The organism is Novosphingobium sp. KACC 22771, from assembly GCF_028736195.1.
GTDB lineage: Bacteria > Pseudomonadota > Alphaproteobacteria > Sphingomonadales > Sphingomonadaceae > Novosphingobium.
On sequence record NZ_CP117881.1, the window covers coordinates 2,096,961 to 2,117,310 of the forward strand.

Consider the following 20,350-nt stretch of genomic DNA (forward strand, 5'->3'; position numbering starts at 1 on the left):
GATCATCCCTTGAAGCGATAGAGGTGGAGGCCGCCATAGATCGAGGAGCGGTCGGCGCGGATCAGGCTGCGCGCTTCGGCCTCGCTGTAGTCCCAGCGCGAGAGGGTTTCCTCAGGCACGCGGCCGGGCAGGAGTGTTTCCTCGGCCGCCGTGCGGAACAGGACGCGCGCGCCGGGCCGGGCGGTGCGGGTGATCTGTTGCCACAGGTCGGTCAATTGCGCGTCGCTCATCCAGTCCTGCGCGTCGAGCAGGATGTAGCGGTCGAGGCTGGCGTCGGGTTGCTCGCGCAGATGGTCGGTAAAATTGACATGGCGCCAGTCGATGCGATCGATGCGGTCGCGCACCTTCGCGTAATTGACGGGTTGCAGATAGGGCGGCAACGGCGCGTCCGGCCCCTTGCCATAGCCGCGGTTGAAGGCCTGCCATGCGAAGTAATTTTCGCCCACGGCAAAGTCGCAGGCCAGCTTTTCCAGCCGCGCGCGCAAGACATGGGCCATGCGCTGATCCCCGGCCAGCGCGTCGAATTGCGCCGGGGGAATGCCCAGGCCGAACAGGCTGGCGGGCTGGTTGGTCAGCCAGCGGATGAAGCGTTTGTCGAAGACCGGCGCGATCTTTTCATCAAAGATGCGGCGCTGGTCCTCGATGCTCTGCGCCTCCAGAATGGCGCGCAGATCGACGCGATAGAGCCGCGCGACCAGATGCGCCATTCCGATGAAATTGCCAAGCAACCCGCGCTTGTAAATGCCGCTGGCAAAGCCGCCGATTCGCTTGCGCCCGGCCAGATCGCGCCCTTCCCAATAGCGGCGGGTGGGTTCATCGAGATGCGGCGCGAGATATTGGCGATAGGCGGCCAGATTGGCCTTGTTGTCGGCCTCGACAAAGAAACGGCGCAGCGATTCGTAATCGGGCAGATGGCGGAAAGCGGCATATTTCAGCCGTCCCAACGCAATATGCGCGGTGTTGAGGTCCACCGCCGTGATCTGGGCCGGGTCGGCCACCAGATAGGACAGCGCATTGCACGAGCCCGAGGCGATGGTAACGATCCGGCTGTCAGGCGCGATTTCCAGCGCCGCCATGTCCACCACCGGATCTTCCCAGATCTGAGCATAGACCAGGCCGCGAAAAGCCAGCGCAAAGGCCCGGTCGGCAAGGCGTTCGCGCCGGGGGGCATGGCTGCGCACCACAGCCCGGTCGATGATATGCGGGACGATGGTTTGGCTGGCGCGCATAGGGGCGGACATGGGCGACTTGTCTCCGGCTGAACTATTTTCAGCGCTCATATGACCGGTGCGTTGCGGCGCCATGACGGGGGCGTGACGATTTGACGACAATTGGGCCTATCAACGGATGTTGTGCTGTCACAATCCGGCCCTATATGGCGGCATTCGGATTTTTCAGGGCCGGGCATCAGCGCCGGCCCGTTTTTATGGAGTTTCGCCCATGGGCAAGGTTCTGGTGATTGGCGCCGGCGGCGTCGGCTCGGTGGCGGTGCACAAGATGGCGATGAATGCGGATATCTTTTCCGACATCCATCTGGCCAGCCGCACCAAGAGCAAGTGCGATGCGATTGCCGCCTCGGTCAAGGAGCGCACGGGCGTCGATATCGCCACCTATGCGATTGACGCCGAGGACGTGCCTGCGCTGGCCGCGTTGATCAAGCAGATCGGGCCCAAGCTGGTGGTCAATCTGGCGCTGCCCTATCAGGATCTGACGATCATGGATGCGTGCCTGATCGCGGGCGCGCATTACATGGACACGGCCAATTATGAGCCCAAGGACGTGGCCAAGTTCGAATATCACTGGCAGTGGGCCTATCAGGACCGCTTCAAGGAAGCTGGTCTGACGGCGCTGCTGGGCTCGGGGTTCGATCCGGGCGTGACCTCGGTTTTCGCCATGTGGCTGAAAAAGCATAAGCTGAAGACCATCCGCCAGCTCGACATTCTCGATTGCAACGGCGGCGACCATGGGCAGGCTTTCGCCACCAACTTTAATCCGGAAATCAACATCCGCGAAGTGACCGCGCCCGCGCGCCACTGGGAAGGCGGGCAGTTCGTCGAAACCCCGGCGATGGCCAACAAGGTCCAGTTCGACTTTGCCGAAGTCGGCCCCAAGAACATGTATATGATGTATCACGAGGAGCTGGAAAGCCTCGCGAAGTTCCTGCCGGAGCTTGAGCGTGCGCGTTTCTGGATGACCTTTGGCGATGAATACATCAAGCATCTGACCGTCCTGCAGAATGTGGGCATGACCCGCATCGATCCGGTGGTCTACAATGGCGTGGAAATCATTCCGCTCCAGTTCCTCAAGGCCGTTCTGCCCGAACCGAGCACGCTGGGCGCGACGACGAAGGGCAAGACCAACATCGGCGACATCGCCACCGGCGAGGCGCTGGACGGCAGCGGTGAGAAGACGTTCTACATCAAGAACATCTGCGATCATGAAGAATGCTATGCCGAAACCGGCAATCAGGCGGTGAGCTACACCACCGGCGTTCCGGCGATGATCGGCGCGGCCATGATCATGCAGGACATCTGGACCGGTGCGGGCGTGTTCAACATCGAACAGTTCGATCCCGATCCCTTCATGGACATGCTCAACAAGCATGGCCTGCCGTGGAGCGTGGAAGAACTCGACGGTCCGGTGCAGTTCTGATGAACTGGGGTTTGATCCTGCCCCCGCTGATGCTGGCGGGGTCGAATCTGTTCATGAATGTGGCGTGGTACGGCCATCTCAAGGCGCCCAAAGAGGCGATTTGGGTGGCCGTGCTGGCCTCATGGGGGCTGGCCTTTTTCGAATATTGGCTGGCCGTTCCTGCCAATCGGCTGGGGTCAAAGGCCTATTCGCTGGCCCAGCTCAAGACGATGCAGGAAGTGTTTTCGCTGGCCGGTTTCGTGCTGGTGGCATGGGCGCTGTTCGGGCAAAAGCCGGGGCTGACGCAACTGGCGGGCTTTGCGCTGATTATCGCGGGCGCGGCGCTGATTTTCAAAGGAAACTGACGCATGGAAACTCGTGCAGGCGATCCCGGCGCCTTTGCGCATTTTGACCTGAACCGCGTGAATTCGCCCGCCTTTGTGGTGGACGAAGCGCGGCTGCGGGCCAATCTGGCGGTGCTGGCCGATGTGCGCGACCGGGCGGGCGTCAAGGTGCTGGCCGCGATGAAGGCGTTCAGCATGTGGCGCGTGGCATCGATCGTGGGCGAATATCTCGATGGCGTCTGCACCAGTGGGTTGTGGGAAGCGCGTCTTGCCCAGCAGTCCTATAAGGGCGAGATCGCGACCTATTGCGCGGGTTATCGCGCCGAGGATCTGCCCGAGATCTGCGCGATTTCCGATCATGTGATCTTCAATTCGCCGGGGCAACTGGCGCGCTTCCGCCCGATTTTGGCGGAGCAGGGCGGCGATTTTGACATCGGCCTGCGCATCAACCCGCTCCACCGCGAGGGCGAGGTCGAGAAATATGACCCCTGCGCGCTGGGCTCGCGGCTCGGCTTTCCGGTTGATCAGGTTAAGGCCGAACAACTCGAAGGCGTGACCGGCCTGCATTTCCACACGCTTTGTGAGCAGGATTTCGAGCCGCTCCAGCGTACATGGACTGCGCTCTATCCGACCATCGCGCCTTGGCTGGCGGTGAATGGCGGGCCGATCCGCTGGCTGAACTTTGGCGGCGGGCATCATATTACGCGGGCCGATTATCAGCGCGACGATCTGGTCGCTTTCCTGAAAGCGGTGAAGGCGCAGACCGGCTGCGAGCTTTATCTGGAACCGGGCGAGGCGGTCGCGCTGGATGCGGGCATCCTGATCGGCACGGTGCTGGACACGCATACCAACGGCATCCCGGTCGCCATTGTCGATATTTCGGCCACCTGTCATATGCCCGATGTGATCGAGGCGCCCTATCGCCCCGCCATGCTGGGCGAGCGCGAGGAGGGCGAGGCGGTGCGTCTGGGCGGGCCGTCGTGTCTGGCTGGCGATGTGATCGGCGACTACAGGCTGCCGGTGCCGTGTGAGCCGGGGCAGCGTTTTGCCTTCCTCGATCAGGCGCATTATTCGATGGTCAAGACCACGACCTTCAACGGCGTGCCGCTGCCCTCGATCTGGCTTTGGAACAGCGGGGATGATTCGCTGGAATGTGTGAAACATTTCAGTTGGGAGACGTTCCGCGATCGTTTGAGCTGATTGCGCAGGCATTTCATTAAAATCAACAATAACAATGATATGCATGATTGGCGCGCTGTCCGGCCCGGGCGGCGTGCCGCTTTGCCTTTGTCATCAAACTGTCATGCGATTCTGGGATGATTTTTCGATAGGCCGGATTTCCGCCATTCGCACGCAAAGCAGCGATGAGGCGTGATTTTTCCCCTTGCACCCCCCGACAAACGGCCTATATGCACCCCCCTCGCTGCCCCATGGGGACTTCCAAACCGCAAGGCAGCTTTCCTTGTTCTAACGGCCATTTGGCCATTTGGGGGTCCCTTGCGTTGTCCATTCATCTTGACGCACCGGCTGTAGTTCGCGCTCTTTCGCCCAACGAACCGGTTATCCTCAATCGCCCGCAGGCTGCTGCGCGCGCTGCCCGCTTCTTTGTCGAGAAGTTTCCGGGCAAGTCGCTCTATGCCGTCAAAGCCAATCCTTCGCCCGACCTGCTGGCCGTGCTGTGGGAAAATGGCGTCACGCATTACGATACCGCCAGCATCGCTGAAGTGCGTCTGGTGCGTGAAACGCTGGGCGCCGAGCCGACTCTGTGCTTCATGCATCCGGTCAAGCCCGTCGCCGCGATCCACGAGGCCTATCACATCCACGGCGTTCGCACGTTCAGCCTGGACAGCCAGGAAGAGCTGGAAAAGATCGTCGAGGCGACCCGCGATCGTGAAGGCAATGCCGCCACCGACCTTTCGCTCTGCGTGCGTCTGCGCGTGTCGAGCGAATATTCGGAGCTGAGCCTCGCGTCCAAGTTCGGTATCGATCTGGCCGATGCGGCTCCCCTGCTTCAGGCCACCCGTCAGGTTGCCGATTGCCTTGGCATCTGCTTCCACGTCGGTTCGCAGGCGATGACGCCCTTTGCCTATGTGCAGGCTCTGGAACGCGTGCGCGCCGCGATTGTCGATGCGTCGATCACGGTGGACATCATTGATGTGGGTGGCGGCTTCCCCTCGATCTATCCGGGGATGGAGCCTGCGCCGATGGAGGATTATTTCGCCTCGATCCACCGCGCCGCGGAATCGCTGCCAGTGTCCTATTCGTCCGAACTGTGGTGCGAACCGGGCCGGGCGTTGTCGGCGGAATATAACTCGATGATCGTGCAGGTGGAAAAGCGCCGCGGCAACGAGCTGTTCATCAACGAGGGTGCTTACGGCGCGCTCTATGACGCGGCCCATGTCGAATGGCGTTTCCCGGTCAAGTGCCTGAACCCCGAGCGGGACAGCGCCGAGGAAGACTTCGCCTTCTACGGTCCGACCTGCGATGATGCCGACTATATGGAAGGGCCGTTCCGTCTGCCTGCCAATATCCAGCCGGGCGATTATATTGAGATCGGCATGCTGGGCGCTTATGGCGCGGCGATGCGCACGCGGTTCAACGGCTTCGGCACCGGTCTGGTGATCGAAGTGTGCGATGAGCCGATGGCCACGCAATATTGCGGCACCCGCCGCGATCCGCGCCATTCGGACAATGTGGTGCGCCTGCGTTAAGTCGCTGGACATTGGACAAAATGGGGCGGTCGATCATCGGCCGCCCTTTTTGTTTCAACCATTCGCCGGTTTTTACCCCCATTTCACAGTTTGGCTCGAAAACGGTCTGGCAAGGGGCTTCCGTTGGAGGGCTCTACTCCCTACATGCGGAAGTATCATGGCCCGTCCGACTCCGACCCAATTCGACAAGAAAAAGACCGTTGCCGAAAACCGGCGCGCGCGTTTCGACTATTTTATCGAGGACAAGCTGGAAGCAGGCATCGCCCTGACCGGCACCGAGGTAAAGTCTCTGCGCTTTGGCGAAGGCTCGATCGCCGAGGCCTATGCCGAGGTGCGCGATGGTCAGGTCTGGCTGGTCAACGCCAATGTGCCCGAATTCAGCCACGGCAACCGCTTTAACCACGAGCCCAAGCGCCCGCGCAAATTGCTGCTCCACGAGCGCGAGATCGCAAAACTGACCGGCGCGGTCGAGCGCAAGGGCATGACGCTGGTGCCGCTCTCGGTCTATTTCAACGGCCGGGGCCGGGCCAAGGTCGAACTGGCGCTGGCCAAGGGCAAGAATGACGCGGACAAGCGCAACACGATCAAGGACCGCGAATGGAAGCGTGATCAGGCCCGGATCATGAGGGAATACAAGTGAGCGGGCGGCGGCTCGTTTCTCTGTCCAATTGGGCGCGAAACCTGCTGCCCACCCGCGCGACTCTGGAAAACAGCCGCATTATTGCCCCCTTCGCCCATCTGGTGCTGCGCGCCGATCTGTGGCGGTTCAACCGGCGCAGCGTGCCGCGCGGGGTGGCGGTTGGCCTGCTCGTCGGCATTTTTGCCCTGATCCCCGGTGTTCAACTGGTCGGTGCGGCGCTGATGTGCGTACCGTGGCGGGGCAATATCCCGCTGGCGGGCGCGATGACTTTCCTTTCCAATCCTGCCACCACGCCCTTCATCATGGTGGGCGCGATTTCGGTGGGCAACAATTTCGGGTTTCATGCTGATCTTGGCACGCTCGATCATCTGTATCGCAGCGGCGCCGGGTTGACGGAATGGACTCGCTGGATGCTGTCGGATGGCGCGCCGGCGCTGTTGCTCGGGCTAGGCGTGATCTCGGTCGTCTGCGCGGCGGTGGGTTATGTGGTGGCGGCGCTGGTGTGGCGGCGGGTGGTGCTGGTGCGGCATGCGCGTCGGCGTCGGCGTATCGGCGCGCAGGGTTGAACGAGATGATAATGTCGGGGGAGCAGGAGCGCGGCGAGGGCCGGGCGCGCACGATGGCGCTGTCGCTGGTCGGCGCGGCGCTGGCATTCAGCGCTTGTCTGGTGTGGCTGGCCACGGGGCAGGCAGGCGCGGTCGCGGGCTTTGTCGGCGGCGCGCTGGTGCTGGGTGCGGCGGGTGTATTGCTGGGGCGGCGCAGCGGCGCGGTGGAGGATGCCGAGCCGATTGAGCCTGACTGGTCAGTGACGGTGGCGGCCATCGAGAGCGACGCGGCCGTGGCGATTGTTGACCGGGCCGGGCGTCTGGTGTGCGCCAACGCAGCGTTTGAGGCGGGATTTGGCGCCTGGGCTCCGCCCGCTTTGCCTTTCGGCGATGAGGCGGGCGCGCTGGAGGATCTGGCGCGGGCGGCATGGCGGGACGGCGCGGCGCGTGAGCGCGTGAAAGCGCCCGATGGCACCGTCTGGGAGATAGACACCACGCGGGCGGGCAGGGCGGAGGCCTATCTGATTTGGCGCCTGCATCGCATGGATGCGCCCGATCCGGTCAGCGAGCTGGCCGCTCATCTGGCGGGCAAGCTGGGCATTGTGCTGGGCCACGCCGGCTTTTGCGCCGCCTTGGTGGAAACCGACGGGACCATCCGCGCCACCAATCGGGTCTTTGCGCATAGGTCCGGTGCGCAGGGAGCCCTCAAGGCGCAGCCCTTTATTGGTCTGTTGGCGCAGGATGAGCAGGACCGAATTTTCTGGGCTCATGATGCCAAGCGGTCGGTGCCTTTGACGCTGTTCTATTTGCCTTTGGTCGATCCCGATGGGGCCGATCTGGCCGATCCGCAGCAAAGCCCTTCGCTGATGCTGTTGGTCGATCAGGGCGTTGGCCTTGGCGGCAGCGGTGAGGTCAGCGCGGCGGTGCCGCATTTGCAGGCGCTGCTGGGCGGATTGCCGCTGGGCCTGGCGATGGCGGATCGCGATGGACGGCTGCTGTTTGCCAATGCGGCGTTTATGCGTGCGGCAGGGCGTGAGGGGGCCGATGTGCCCACCTATCCCACCGATCTGGTGGTGCGCGAAGACAAGGCGGCGCTGGCCGATGCGGTGCGCCGGTTCGGCTATGGCGCGGCGACCAGCGGCGATGTCGCGGTGCGTCTGGCCGCGCAGCCGGAGGATCCGGTGTCGCTCAGCCTTGCGGGCGTGCGGGGGCTGGGTGAGGCGGCTGTGCTGTTGGGTCTGACCGACACGACAGAGGAAACTCGACTGAAACGGCAGGTGGCGCAGGCGACCAAGATGCAGGCTGTGGGTCAATTGGCAGGCGGTGTTGCGCATGATTTCAACAATGTGCTGACCGCGATTATCGGCACCTGCGATCTGATGCTGCTGCGCCATACGCCGGGCGACAGCGATTATGACGACATTCAGCAGATCCGCGCCAATTCGAACCGCGCGGCCAGCCTGACGCGGCAGTTGCTGGCCTTCAGCCGCCAGCAGACCTTGCGGCCGCAGGTGCTGCAACTGCCTGACATTGTTTCGGATATTACCCAAATGCTGCGCCGTTTGATCGGCGAGAAGATCCGCTTGGAGGTCAGCCATGACCGCGATCTGGGCGCTGTGCGGGCCGACCCGACGCAGGTGGAGCAGGTGATCGTCAACCTGGTCGTCAACGCGCGCGATGCGATGCAGGAGGCGTCGAGCAAAGCGGGCGGTGATGGCAGCGGGGCGCTGCTGCTTGCCACGCGGCGGGTTTCGGCGGCCGACGTGCGGGCAATGGGCAGTGATATTTTGCCGATTGGCGATTACACGGCGCTCGTCGTGCGCGATACGGGCGGGGGTATTCCGGCCGAGATTCTGGGCAAGATCTGGGAGCCGTTTTTCACAACCAAGGAGCAGGGGCGCGGCACGGGGCTGGGGCTTTCGACGGTCTATGGCATTGTAAAGCAATCAGGCGGCTTTATTTTTGCCGATAATGTTCCGGCAAAGGATGGCGTGGCGGCGGGCGCGCGCTTCACTGTCTATCTGCCGGTCCATCATGGCGCGGTCGAGGCCGCAGCGCGCCCGTTGGAGGAGGCCACGGCCTGGGCGGGCGGCGGCGACATTCTGCTGGTCGAGGATGAGGATGCGGTGCGCGTGGTGGCCGAGCGCGCGCTGAGCCGGGCCGGTTATCAGGTGACGACGGCCAGCGATGGCGAAGAGGGCGTCGAGGCGGTGATGGCCCGGCGCGATTCGGGCACGGGGATGTTCGATCTGGTGGTTTCCGATGTGGTGATGCCGGTGATGGACGGACCCGCCATGGCGCGCGCCATTCGTGCCATCGAGCCGGATATGCCGGTGCTGTTCATGTCGGGCTATGCCGAGGAACAGCTGCGGCGCGAGATTGATATAGTGAATATGTATTTCATACCTAAGCCTTTTTCCGTAAGCCAGATTGCCGGAAAAGTGGCGGGGGTCTTGGCCAAAAGGGCGGGGAAGCAGGGTTGAATGAGGCGGTAGGAATAATTTTGTTCCGCCCTTGTTCTCATAGAACAAATGGAATACATAATGCCGTGTTGACCTTTGGCAACAGCGCCTTAGCAAGGAGACGGCACGTGGCAGCTCAACTCAAGCTGATTCAGGAAGGCAAGGACAAGGACAGCATGGACCGTCAAAAGGCGCTGGAAGCCGCATTGGCACAAATTGATCGGGCGTTTGGCAAGGGATCTGCCATGCGTCTGGGGGCCAAGGAAGCCATGCAGGTGGAAGCGATTTCCACCGGATCGCTGGGCCTTGATATTGCTCTGGGGATTGGCGGTTTGCCGCGCGGACGTATCGTCGAAATTTATGGCCCGGAAAGCTCGGGCAAAACCACGCTGGCATTGCACGCGATTGCCGAGGCGCAAAAGGGCGGCGGCACGGCGGCCTTTGTGGACGCAGAGCATGCGCTCGATCCGGTCTATGCCAAGAAACTGGGCGTCGATATCGACAATCTGATCGTCTCGCAGCCTGATACGGGCGAGCAGGCGTTGGAAATCGTCGATACGCTGGTGCGCTCCAATGCGATTGACGTGCTGGTGGTCGACTCGGTGGCGGCGTTGGTGCCGCGTGCCGAAATCGAGGGTGAGATGGGCGACAGCCATGTCGGCCTTCAGGCCCGCTTGATGAGCCAGGCGCTGCGCAAGCTGACCGGCTCGATCAGCCGTTCGCGCTGCATGGTAATCTTCATCAACCAGGTGCGCATGAAGATCGGCGTGATGTACGGCAATCCTGAAACGACGACGGGCGGCAATGCGCTCAAGTTCTATGCTTCGGTGCGTCTCGACATTCGACGCACGGGCCAGATCAAGGATCGCGACGATATCGTGGGCAATGCGACTCGCGTGAAGGTGGTGAAGAACAAGGTGGCGCCGCCTTTCAAGCAGGTCGAATTCGACATCATGTATGGCGAAGGCATTTCCAAGATCGGCGAGATCCTCGATCTGGGCGTGAAGGCAGGGATTGTCGAGAAGTCGGGTGCGTGGTTCAGCTATGATTCGATCCGCATCGGGCAGGGGCGCGAGAATTCGAAGAATTACCTGCGCGAGCACCCCGAGATTCGTGACCGCATCGAAAACGCTATCCGCGCTCAGACCGAAGGACTGGCGGGTGAGATGATGGTCGGGCCCGAGGCCGAGGATGATGCGTGATTCCTTGGATTGAAGGTTGAAATTGGGCGGGGCGCGGGAGAAATTCTCTCTCGCGCCCCGAAATTTTTCGATGTCGGCGGGAACAATCAGCAGAAACTGGGCAAAACCTTGCGCTGTTCGGCAAAAACGATGGCTCTGATTGCGCCTTCCTGCTTGTCCGCCGCCCTTTGGTAGCTTATCGGCAAGCCCCATGATCTCGACGAACGACATCCGCCGCTCCTTTCTCGAATACTTTGGCTCGAATGGCCATGATGTGGTGCCGTCCGCGCCGCTCGTGCCGTATAACGATCCGACCTTGATGTTCACGAATGCGGGCATGGTCCCGTTCAAGAATGTCTTTACGGGATTGGAGACGCGAGCGATCCCGCGTGCCACGAGCAGCCAGAAATGTGTGCGCGCAGGCGGCAAGCATAACGATCTCGACAATGTCGGCTATACGGCGCGTCACCATACGTTCTTTGAAATGCTGGGGAATTTCTCCTTTGGCGACTACTTCAAGGAACAGGCGATCACTCATGCCTGGACTCTGCTGACCAAGGAATGGGGGCTGGACAAGGACCGGTTGCTGGTCACGGTCTATCATACCGATGATGAAGCCTTTGGTCTGTGGCAGAAAATCGCGGGTATGTCGGAAGATCGCATCATCCGCATTCCGACAAGCGACAATTTCTGGTCAATGGGCGATACGGGGCCTTGCGGGCCGTGCAGCGAAATCTTTTTCGATCATGGCGATCACATCTGGGGTGGCCCTCCGGGCTCGCCGGAGGAAGATGGCGACCGCTTCATCGAGATCTGGAATCTCGTGTTCATGCAGTTCGAGCAGCAGGCCGATGGCACGCGCCTGAACCTGCCCAAGCCGAGCATCGACACTGGCATGGGGCTGGAGCGGATCGCCGCCGTGATGCAGGGCGAGCACGATAATTATGACATCGACACGTTCAAGGCGCTGATTGCCGCCAGCGAATCGCTCACCGGTGTGAAGGCGGAGGGCGACAGCCGTGCCAGCCATCGCGTGATCGCGGACCATTTGCGTTCGACCAGCTTTTTGCTCGCCGACGGCGTCCTGCCCAGCAATGAAGGACGCGGTTATGTTCTGCGTCGCATCATGCGCCGGGCTATGCGCCATGCGCATTTGCTGGGCGCGAAGGATCCGTTGATGCATCGTCTGGTTCCGTCGCTGGTGACGGAAATGGGCGCGGCTTATCCGGAGCTCGGTCGCGCGCAGGCATTGATTCAGGAAGTGCTGGAGCGCGAGGAAACCAAGTTCCGCCAGACCCTTGATAAGGGTCTCAAGCTGCTTGATGAAGCAACCGATGGTCTCGGTGAGGGCGGCACGCTGGCGGGCGAAACCGCTTTCAAGCTTTATGACACCTATGGTTTCCCTTACGACCTGACCGAGGACGCGCTGCGTTCGCGCGGGATCAGCGTCGACAAGGACGGTTTTGACACGGCGATGGCCCAGCAAAAGGCTGCTGCCCGCGCCGCGTGGAAGGGCAGCGGCGAGGCGGCTGCCGGCGAAGTATGGTTCGACATTGCCGAACGCATCGGGGCGACTGAGTTCACCGGTTACACCAGCACCACCGGGGAGGCGCAGATCGTTGCCATCGTCAAGGACGGCAAGGAAGTCGAGAGCGCCAGCGCGGGCGATGCGGTAACGATCATCACCAATCAGACGCCGTTTTATGGTGAATCCGGCGGCCAGATGGGTGATGCCGGAACGATCACGGGTGCTGATGGTCTGATCATCGCCATTGCTGATACCGCCAAGCCGCTGGGACGCCTGCATGCGCATGGCGGCAAGGTGGAGAGCGGTGCGGTGAAGGTCGGCGATGCGGTCGTGCTGTCGATTGACGTGGCGCGCCGCGATGCCATCCGGGCAAACCATTCGGCGACGCACTTGCTGCACGCCGCGTTGCGCAATCGTCTGGGCGCGCATGTGACGCAGAAGGGGTCGCTGGTGGCGCCAGAACGTCTGCGCTTTGACTTTTCGCAGCCAACCGCGCTGACGCCTGAAGATATTGCCGCGATTGAGGCCGAAGTGAATGCGGAAATTCGCGGCAATGAGGTCGTCAACACGCGTTTGATGAGCCCGGAGGACGCAATTTCGGCGGGTGCGATGGCGCTGTTCGGCGAGAAGTATGGCGAGGAAGTTCGCGTTCTTTCGATGGGCAGCAAGGCCGATGGCAAGAATTTCTCGGTCGAGCTTTGCGGCGGTACGCATGTGCGGGCGCTGGGCGATATTGGCGTCCTGCGTATTGTCAGCGAGAGCGCGGTGTCGAGCGGCGTGCGCCGTATTGAGGCGCTGACTGGCGAGGGCGCAAGGCAGTGGCTCGTCAATCGCGAAGAGCAGTTGAAGGCTGCCGCTTCGGCGCTGCGCACCACCCCTGATGAGGTCGAGGCCCGCGTGGTTGCCCTGCTCGATGAACGCAAGAAGCTTGAGCGCGAGTTGGCTGAGGCCAAGAAGGCGCTGGCTTTGGGCGGCGGCGGTGCGGCGGCGCAGGCTGCGGATGAAAGCCTCAACGGCGTCACCTTCAGCGGTCAGGTGATCGACGGGCTTGACGCCAAGGAACTGCGCGGATTGCTTGATGCCGCCAAGCAGCGGATGGGCAGCGGTGTTGCGGTGATCGTGGCCGTCAATGATGGCAAAGGCGCGATTGCGGCTGCGGTTACCGAAGACCTTACCGCCACGGTCAGCGCGGTAGATCTGGTGCGTGCGGGCGTAGCAGCGCTGGGCGGCAAGGGCGGCGGCGGCCGTCCGGATATGGCGCAGGGCGGCGGGCCGGACGGCTCCAAGGCAGCCGAGGCGATTGCGGCGGTCAAGGCTGTGATCGCGGGCTGAAGTCTCCGATGTTCAATAAAAAGGGCCGTCGCAGTGTTCGCTGCGGCGGCCCTTTTGTTTCTGCAAGTTATAACCGCAATGTGCCTATCAATGCATAATTGCGCATCCGCATCGAGGGGCGGAGGGGAATTACCCCGTCCGTTCGCGCATACTGCTGCTTTTCAGCTTGGGCTTCTCGCTGAGGCCCCCGTCATGCATGATGGTTTCGCGATATTCGTCGCGCTTTTCGTGGATTGAGGCGATCACAAAGCCCATCGGCACGCCCAGTTCGACCAGAACGGCCTCGGACAATTGCAAGGTTGCCTCCAAGGTTTCGGGGATCGCATGGGTGGCACCGGCGCGATACATGGCGGCGGCGTGGATCGTATCGCGTGCGCGGGCCAGTATCGGCAGATCGGGATATTGAGCGCGCAATTTTTTGACCAGACGCTGCGCGGTGCGCGGCTCGTCCATGGTCAGGATCACGCAATTGGCGCGATCAAGGCTAAGCCGTTCGAGCATATGGCTCGATGACGCTTCGCCAAAAGTGGCGCGATAGCCCTGGCGGGTGGCGGTCGCGATCAGGTCCGGGTCGGAATCGACGCCCATATAGGGTTTGTCATGGATCTTGAGCATATCCGCCACGATCTGGCCAACGCGACCAAACCCGATGATGACCGTGTGCGGCGCGGTTTCCGCGTCCAGACTTTGGGCCTGATGGGCGGCCGCATCCACCCTGCGCGCAAGCCGTCGCCCGGCCCATGCCAACAACGGCGTGACCGTCAAACCAAGCGCGGTCACAGTCTGCCAGAATTGCGCGGTTGAAGGGGCGATCAGCGAAGCGCCGCTGGCCGTTGCCAGCACGATCAACGTGGTTTCCGAAGGGCTGGACATCAGGATGCCCGCCTCGGTCGCCACGCCGCGTCTGGCGCCTGTCAGACGCAGGATGCCTGCCGTCACCACAGCTTTGACCACGACCACGCCCGTCGTCGCCGCGATGATTGCCACCCAGTTTTGGGCAACGGCGGCAAGGTCGATGCTCATGCCGACCGTGATCAGAAAAACGCCCAGCGCCAAGCCTTTGAACGGCGCCGTGATACCTTCGACCTCGGTGTGATATTCGGTTTCCGCGATCAGCAGGCCCGCGATCAGCGCGCCGACGATCGGCGAGAGGCCGACGCCCGCCGTGGCCAGCGCCGCGACGATCACGACGAGCAGGCTGGCAGAAAGAAACAGCTCGGGGCTTTTGGTCCGCGCCGCCTGCGCAAACAAATGGGGCAGCAGGTAGCGGCCGAACACCATCAGCACAGCCACCACCAGCGCGCCATAACCCAGCGTCTGGGCCAGTTCCATCCAGCCCGCGCCCTCGGCACGCGGGGCCAGCGCGCCCAGCAGAAAGATGATCGGCACCAGCGCCAGATCTTCAAACAGCAGCATGGCCAGCGCCGCGCGGCCGACCGGCGTGGTCGATCCCGCGATCGGCAGCACCAGCGCCGTGGAGGACATGGAGAGCGCAAAGCCCAATCCAATCGCTCCCGCCGCGCCTTGCCCCATCAGCTTGAGGCCAACGCCCAACACCAGCGCCGCCAGCAACAGTTCGGCCGCGCCCAGCCCCAGGACCTGTTTGCGCATCGCCCAGAGGCGATCAAACGACAGTTCCAATCCGACGGAGAACAGCAGCAGGATGATCCCGAATTCGGCAAAAGGCGCCAAAGCCTGCGCATCGGTGATCGTGACAAAGGCCAGCCATGGAACCTCGGAGACGTGGCGACCAAGGCCATAGGGGCCGACCAGCAGGCCGACCAGAATGAAACCGATCACCGGCGTGATGCGAAAACGGGCAAAGACCGGGATAACGATGCCCGCTGCGCCCAGAATGACCAGCGCATCGCCCAGCGGCGTGGAGGGAGAGAAAGAAACATGAGCCATAAGTGCAGGCTAGGCCATGGGGCGCGCCATGTCACGGCTCGATCGGGTATAGACACGGATTGTGGCTGTTTTGTCATGACTTAGTCATAAAACCACAGTCGGTTGCAAAGAATGCAACATCCATTGCATTTTTCGCTTTGCCGGTTGGGGCGAATCGGTTAGCCTGCTCGCAACGAAAAGAAGTTTGGGGTTTATTGGATGCGTAACACCGGTAAGCGGATTTGGTTGCTGTTGGCGGGATATGCGGTTTCGGCCGCTGGCGTGCTCGCCGTTCCTGCGTATGCCGCCGATCTGGCCTCGCCGGTCACGATGGCGGCCGCGGTTCAGGTGGAAACGCCCGCCACGTCGATGGCGCTTTCGCCGGTGGCGGCGGCCATGGATCTCATGCGTTCGGGCCGCTCTGCTGATGCGCTCGCCCTGCTGGAACCGGCGATGGGCAAGTTGAGATCGGCAGCCAAGAGTGGGGCACGGCCCTATTGTCAGCATGACGGATCGGCCGCGCGCGGCGTGCGCGTGCTTGATGCCGATTTGTGCGATGCGCTTTATCTGCGTGCCTTTGCGTTCACTGAACTGGGTCGTCGAGCTGATGCGGTTGAGGCGCTGGAGCAATTGACCCAGCTCTCGCCGGATTACCCGCGTTACTTTGTTGAACTGGCCTATGCCTATCGCGCCAGCGGCGACAAGGCGGGCGCGATGGAAACCTATCGCCACGCCGCCGAATTGGCTTCGGCGCCGGGGCAGCAGAAGTATCGCGCGGCGGCGCTGCGCGGCATTGGCAATCTCTTGGTGGACAAGGGTGATCTCGAAGGTGGGGAGAAAGCCTATCGGGACAGCCTGAGCGATGATCCGCAAAACAAGATCGCGCTGGGTGAACTGCAATATATCGCTCGCAAACGGGCGGCATCAGAACAGAAGGGCGGCTAAGACCCTAATGACCCTCTTTCAGGGGGGAAGCTGAAGGGCGCCTGTTCACGCAGGCGTCCTTTTTATTTTGCCCGGCATCCGCGTAGCGCGCGCAAAAAAGAAGAGGCCCGGTTTCCCGAGCCTCTCTTTTCTATGTCGATAGACCGAGGAGCGATTACTCGCCCTTGGCCATTTCGGCTTCGAGGTTCTGCACGATGGCTTCGAAGAACGCTTCGGTCGTCAGCCAGCCCTGTTCGGGGCCGATGAGCAGCGCGAGGTCCTTGGTCATCTTGCCGCTTTCGACGGTTTCGATGCAGACGCGTTCCAGCGTCTGGGCGAACTTCACCACTTCGGGGGTGTTGTCGAAACGGCCGCGATAGATCAGGCCGCGCGTCCAAGCGAAGATCGAGGCGATCGGGTTGGTCGAGGTCGCCTTGCCCTGCTGGTGCTGGCGATAGTGACGGGTCACGGTGCCGTGGGCCGCTTCGGCTTCAACCGTCTTGCCGTCGGGCGACATCAGAACCGAGGTCATCAGGCCGAGCGAGCCAAAGCCCTGCGCAACGGTGTCCGACTGCACGTCGCCGTCATAGTTCTTGCACGCCCAGACGAACTTGCCCGACCACTTGAGGGCCGAGGCCACCATGTCGTCGATCAGGCGGTGTTCGTAGTGGATGCCGGCATCCTTGAACTTTTCGGCGAAACCTTCGGTGGCGAAGACTTCGGCGAACAGGTCCTTGAAGCGACCGTCATACTTCTTGATGATGGTGTTCTTGGTCGACAGATACACCGGCCAGCCCAGCGACAGGCCGTAGTTGAACGAAGCGCGCGCAAAGTCGCGGATCGAATCGTCGAGGTTGTACATCGACATGGCGACGCCCGACGAAGGGAACTTGAACACTTCGCGGTCGATCACCTGACCATCGTCGCCTTCGAACACGAGGCGCAGGCGGCCGGGACCGGGGACGAGGAAGTCGGTGGCGCGATACTGGTCACCAAAGGCGTGACGGCCAACCACGATGGGGTCGGTCCAGCCCGGCACCAGGCGGGGCACATTCGAGATCACGATGGGCTCGCGGAACACAACGCCGCCAAGGATGTTGCGGATCGTGCCGTTGGGGCTCTTCCACATTTCCTTGAGGTTGAATTCTTCGACGCGGGCTTCGTCGGGGGTGATGGTGGCGCACTTTACGCCGACGCCATATTCGCGGATCGCGTTGGCCGAATCGACCGTCACCTGGTCGTTGGTCGCGTCGCGGTTTTCCACCGACAGGTCGTAATACTTCAGGTCGATGTCCAGATAGGGCAGGATCAGTCGTTCACGGATCCACTGCCAAATGATCTTGGTCATTTCATCGCCGTCGATCTCGACAACGGGGTTGGCTACCTTGATTTTTGCCATGTGCTTTTGTTCCCTGGGGTGGAGTGGCTTGCATTCCCCCTAGCATAGGATTTCCGCCGCGCAAGGGCGGGTTTTCGCATTGGGCGGCGCGGCGAAAGATAGTTTTTGATATTGCGAAGTCATAGCAAATATCCACCGGTCCCCGCACCCTTTGCCCGCGGGCAAGGCTATTTTAACGCTGCCGCTCTAGGGTAAACTGGCCGGAGCGCAGGCCTGACGCTCCGATAAGGAGCTTTGCATGTCCGCCGCCCAATCCCCGGCCCTTGAAGTTGACGTCATCCTGCGCACGCATAATCGCGCGGCGATGCTGCCCGATGCAGTGGCGTCGTTTTTTGCCGCCGATGCGCGCGGGGTCAAGGCGCGGCTGCTGGTGGTCGACAATGCTTCGTCGGATAATACGCAGGCGGTGCTGGCCGATCTGCAGGCGCGCCATGGCGAGGCGCTGGTGCCGCTTTATGAAGCGCGCCCCGGCCCCCAGCACGCGCTCAATGCCGCATTGGCGCATGTGCGCGGCCAGATTGTCGCCTGCTTTGACGATGATGAACGCATCGTGCCGGGCTGGCTGCAAGCCATTGCGCGCGAATTTGCCGATCCCGATACCGACTATATTGCCGGCCCCGTGCTGTTCCCCGAAGGCAGTTCTCTGCCCGAATGGTTGCCCGCAGGTTTTAACGGCGCTCTGGGTTTCATCGACCATGGGGCGCAGCGCCGCCAGTTTGGCCCCGGCTTTCACGGCATGCTGACGCAGGGCAATTGCGCGCTGCGGGCAAAAATCTTTGAGGAGTTCGGGCCTTATCCCGATTGCTTCAACACCGCCGAGGACCGCTGGCTCAACCAATGGCTGACCGATCAGGGCAAGCGGGGGTTCTACTGCCCCGATTTCGGCGTGACGCACCTGTTGCAGGAGGCGCGGGTCAACCGGGCCTACTTTCGCCAATGGGCGCGGCGCGAAGGGCGCGATCTGGCCACCTGCGATACGCTGCTCTCGCGGCCCAACATGCTGGCCCAGCGCTGGTATTGGCGCAAGATTGCGGGCTGCGCGGCGCGGCGGTTGATGGGGGCGGGGACCTCGGCCGAATTGTTCCGCGATGAATTGGAACTGCGCGTGGCGGCCAGCTATGCCGCCACTTGCTTAGGCCGCCGAGCGGCGGCCTAAGCGCGCCATGGTCATCGCGTAAACCCGCGCGGCGACGGTGCGGATCTCGATCGTGGCGGGATGGCGCACCAGAAACAGACAGGCCAGCCAGCACGGAATGCCCGCCACCGACAGAGCGATCAGCAGGCCCCAGCCAATATCGCCCGCGCCCATGCCCAGCCAGTCCTGCGCGATGATCAGCGGAATGCCCGCACCATAGGCTGCCACCGCGCTGCGCCAGTAGATATTGACCAGATCAACAAAGCGGAAATGCATCAGCCGCGCCAGGAACACACCGTAAATCGCGACCCACAGCAGGCCATAGACGATACGACTGGCCGCGGCGGCCTCGACCCCGATAAAGCAGGCCAAGGTGAGGCAGCCGATGATGATCGCCGTGTCGATCCAGTTCACCCAGATCAGCGTGCGAATGCGCCCCAGCAGGATCGGCACATCCATCTGCAACGGCACGGCGACAAACAGCGTTTCCGACAGCGCCGTCCATTTGAGCAGCACGGCCACGCCCGCCCATTTCGGCCCATAAAGCAAATGCACCAGCGGCCCTGCGGCCAGCCCGAGGCCGACCATTGCCGCCCAATTCACCGCCGTATTGCAGGCGGTCAGATGCAGATAGGAAGGCCCCAGCGGATCGCCCGCATCGCGTTTGCGCGCAAAGGCGGGATAGAACACCGAGGTTAGACCGCTGGTCACCAGCGTTGAAAGCTGGGCCGAAAGCGCAGTGGCGCGGCTGAACAGGCCGGTCGCGGTGACGCCCAGCAGCCGCGCAACGATCAGATCCTGCGTGCGCATGCCGATGGCCCCGCTGGCGCTGATGAAAAAGGAATTGGCGCTGAAAGAGAGCAGCGGGCGCGCAGTGGCCCAATCGCGCGGAAAACGCGGCACCACCGGGCGAAACCGCATGACGATCCCTGTGCGCAAAATCGCCGACAGCAGCAGGCCCCATGCCATCGAGGCCGGACCAAACCCATGCGCCGCCAAATAGATGCTGAGCAAACCGCCCGACAAGGCGCTGATGATATTGGCAAAAAACAGCGCGCGAAAATTCATCTCGCGCGTCAGCAGGCCCACCGGGATCAGCGCAAAGGGACTGATGAAACTGGCCGCCGCAATAATCAGCGTCAGCCCGATCAGGGTGGTGTTATGATAGATGTGGCTGATGACCGGCGCCAGCGCGCCCAGCACCACGGCCACGCCGCAAGCGATCGAGACGGCAACGCCCGCATAATCGCGCACATGGGCCGGATCCATCGCCTGTTGACCCGAAACAAAGCGCGTAATCCCGGCGTCCTGAAACATGGCCACAAGCATCGAGGCCGCCAGCGCCACCGAATAAACGCCGAATTCCGTCGGGCTGAGATAGAGCCGCGAAATGATGACGCTGACCGCAAACTGGATGACAAAGGCCAGATATTGCGTGGCCATGGACCATGCGATGGATGCGCGAATCGACATGGGGCTCAGCAATCGACCGGAATGCAGGGCAGAGGAGAGATCATGGCTTCAGCTCTAGCCTTCAGAGGTAAAGATTTACCCCGAAAACCCCGGCCTTTTGCGCAACCGGCGCCAAAATCAGAAAACCCGCCAGCCTTGCGGCACGGCGGGTTTTTTGG

Annotated in this window: 15 protein-coding genes; 11 read left to right on the forward strand and 4 right to left on the reverse strand. The window is 62.1% G+C overall.

From position 1 onward, the window contains the following. Positions 1-2: 2 nt before the first annotated feature. The gene (locus PQ467_RS09545; RefSeq protein WP_274173208.1) at positions 3-1,241 is read right to left on the reverse strand and encodes a DUF3419 family protein; all 1,239 of its coding nucleotides are present in this window, start codon (positions 1,239-1,241) and stop codon (positions 3-5) included. Positions 1,242-1,440: 199 nt separating this feature from the next. On the opposite strand from PQ467_RS09545, the gene PQ467_RS09550 reads away from it, so the two are divergent. The 9 genes from PQ467_RS09550 to alaS all read left to right on the forward strand — a co-directional run bounded on the left by PQ467_RS09550 (position 1,441) and on the right by alaS (position 13,374). Next, the gene (locus tag PQ467_RS09550) at positions 1,441-2,652 is read left to right on the forward strand and encodes a saccharopine dehydrogenase family protein (RefSeq protein WP_274173209.1); all 1,212 of its coding nucleotides are present in this window, start codon (positions 1,441-1,443) and stop codon (positions 2,650-2,652) included. After that, positions 2,652-2,996 (forward strand): DMT family protein, encoded by a 345-nt coding sequence (locus PQ467_RS09555; protein WP_274173210.1) that lies wholly within the window; start codon positions 2,652-2,654, stop codon positions 2,994-2,996. Before PQ467_RS09550 ends, PQ467_RS09555 begins: the two co-directional genes overlap by 1 nt. A 3-nt stretch (positions 2,997-2,999) precedes the next feature. Continuing rightward, a complete protein-coding gene (locus tag PQ467_RS09560; RefSeq protein WP_274173211.1) occupies positions 3,000-4,175 on the forward strand; it encodes a carboxynorspermidine decarboxylase in 1,176 nt (391 codons plus the stop codon). A gap of 302 nt (positions 4,176-4,477) precedes the next feature. After that, positions 4,478-5,686: a type III PLP-dependent enzyme gene (locus PQ467_RS09565; protein WP_274173212.1), complete on the forward strand. Its 1,209-nt coding sequence runs from the start codon at positions 4,478-4,480 to the stop codon at positions 5,684-5,686. A gap of 157 nt (positions 5,687-5,843) precedes the next feature. Next, positions 5,844-6,326, forward strand: a complete 483-nt coding sequence (smpB, locus tag PQ467_RS09570) for an SsrA-binding protein SmpB (protein WP_172341395.1) — start codon at positions 5,844-5,846, stop codon at positions 6,324-6,326. Further along, positions 6,323-6,892, forward strand: a complete 570-nt coding sequence (locus PQ467_RS09575; protein ID WP_274173213.1) for a DUF2062 domain-containing protein — start codon at positions 6,323-6,325, stop codon at positions 6,890-6,892. The genes smpB and PQ467_RS09575 overlap by 4 nt, the downstream gene beginning before the upstream one ends. Before the next feature lie 11 nt (positions 6,893-6,903). After that, entirely contained in the window at positions 6,904-9,354 is a 2,451-nt protein-coding gene (locus PQ467_RS09580) for a response regulator (RefSeq protein ID WP_274173214.1), read from the forward strand. A gap of 107 nt (positions 9,355-9,461) precedes the next feature. Beyond that, the gene (recA, locus tag PQ467_RS09585; RefSeq protein ID WP_168604563.1) at positions 9,462-10,535 is read left to right on the forward strand and encodes a recombinase RecA; all 1,074 of its coding nucleotides are present in this window, start codon (positions 9,462-9,464) and stop codon (positions 10,533-10,535) included. Between the two features lie 190 nt (positions 10,536-10,725). Beyond that, positions 10,726-13,374, forward strand: coding sequence for an alanine--tRNA ligase (alaS, locus tag PQ467_RS09590; protein WP_274173216.1), 2,649 nt, complete (start codon positions 10,726-10,728; stop codon positions 13,372-13,374). A 129-nt stretch (positions 13,375-13,503) separates the two neighbouring features. On the opposite strand, the gene PQ467_RS09595 is transcribed toward alaS, so the two are convergent. Further along, positions 13,504-15,282, reverse strand: coding sequence for a cation:proton antiporter domain-containing protein (locus PQ467_RS09595; protein WP_274173217.1), 1,779 nt, complete (start codon positions 15,280-15,282; stop codon positions 13,504-13,506). Positions 15,283-15,480: 198 nt separating this feature from the next. Here PQ467_RS09595 and PQ467_RS09600 point away from each other — a divergent pair, with 198 nt between their 5' ends. Further along, positions 15,481-16,206: a tetratricopeptide repeat protein gene (locus PQ467_RS09600; RefSeq protein WP_274173218.1), complete on the forward strand. Its 726-nt coding sequence runs from the start codon at positions 15,481-15,483 to the stop codon at positions 16,204-16,206. A 154-nt stretch (positions 16,207-16,360) separates the two neighbouring features. Here the strand turns inward: PQ467_RS09600 and PQ467_RS09605 are convergent, their stop codons facing one another. After that, positions 16,361-17,584, reverse strand: a complete 1,224-nt coding sequence (locus tag PQ467_RS09605; protein ID WP_274173219.1) for an NADP-dependent isocitrate dehydrogenase — start codon at positions 17,582-17,584, stop codon at positions 16,361-16,363. A 238-nt stretch (positions 17,585-17,822) separates the two neighbouring features. Here PQ467_RS09605 and PQ467_RS09610 point away from each other — a divergent pair, with 238 nt between their 5' ends. Beyond that, entirely contained in the window at positions 17,823-18,740 is a 918-nt protein-coding gene (locus tag PQ467_RS09610; RefSeq protein WP_274173220.1) for a glycosyltransferase, read from the forward strand. Here PQ467_RS09610 and PQ467_RS09615 read toward each other — a convergent pair. Further along, a complete protein-coding gene (locus tag PQ467_RS09615) occupies positions 18,717-20,192 on the reverse strand; it encodes an oligosaccharide flippase family protein (RefSeq protein WP_274173221.1) in 1,476 nt (491 codons plus the stop codon). The genes PQ467_RS09610 and PQ467_RS09615 overlap by 24 nt on opposite strands. Positions 20,193-20,350 lie beyond the last annotated feature (158 nt).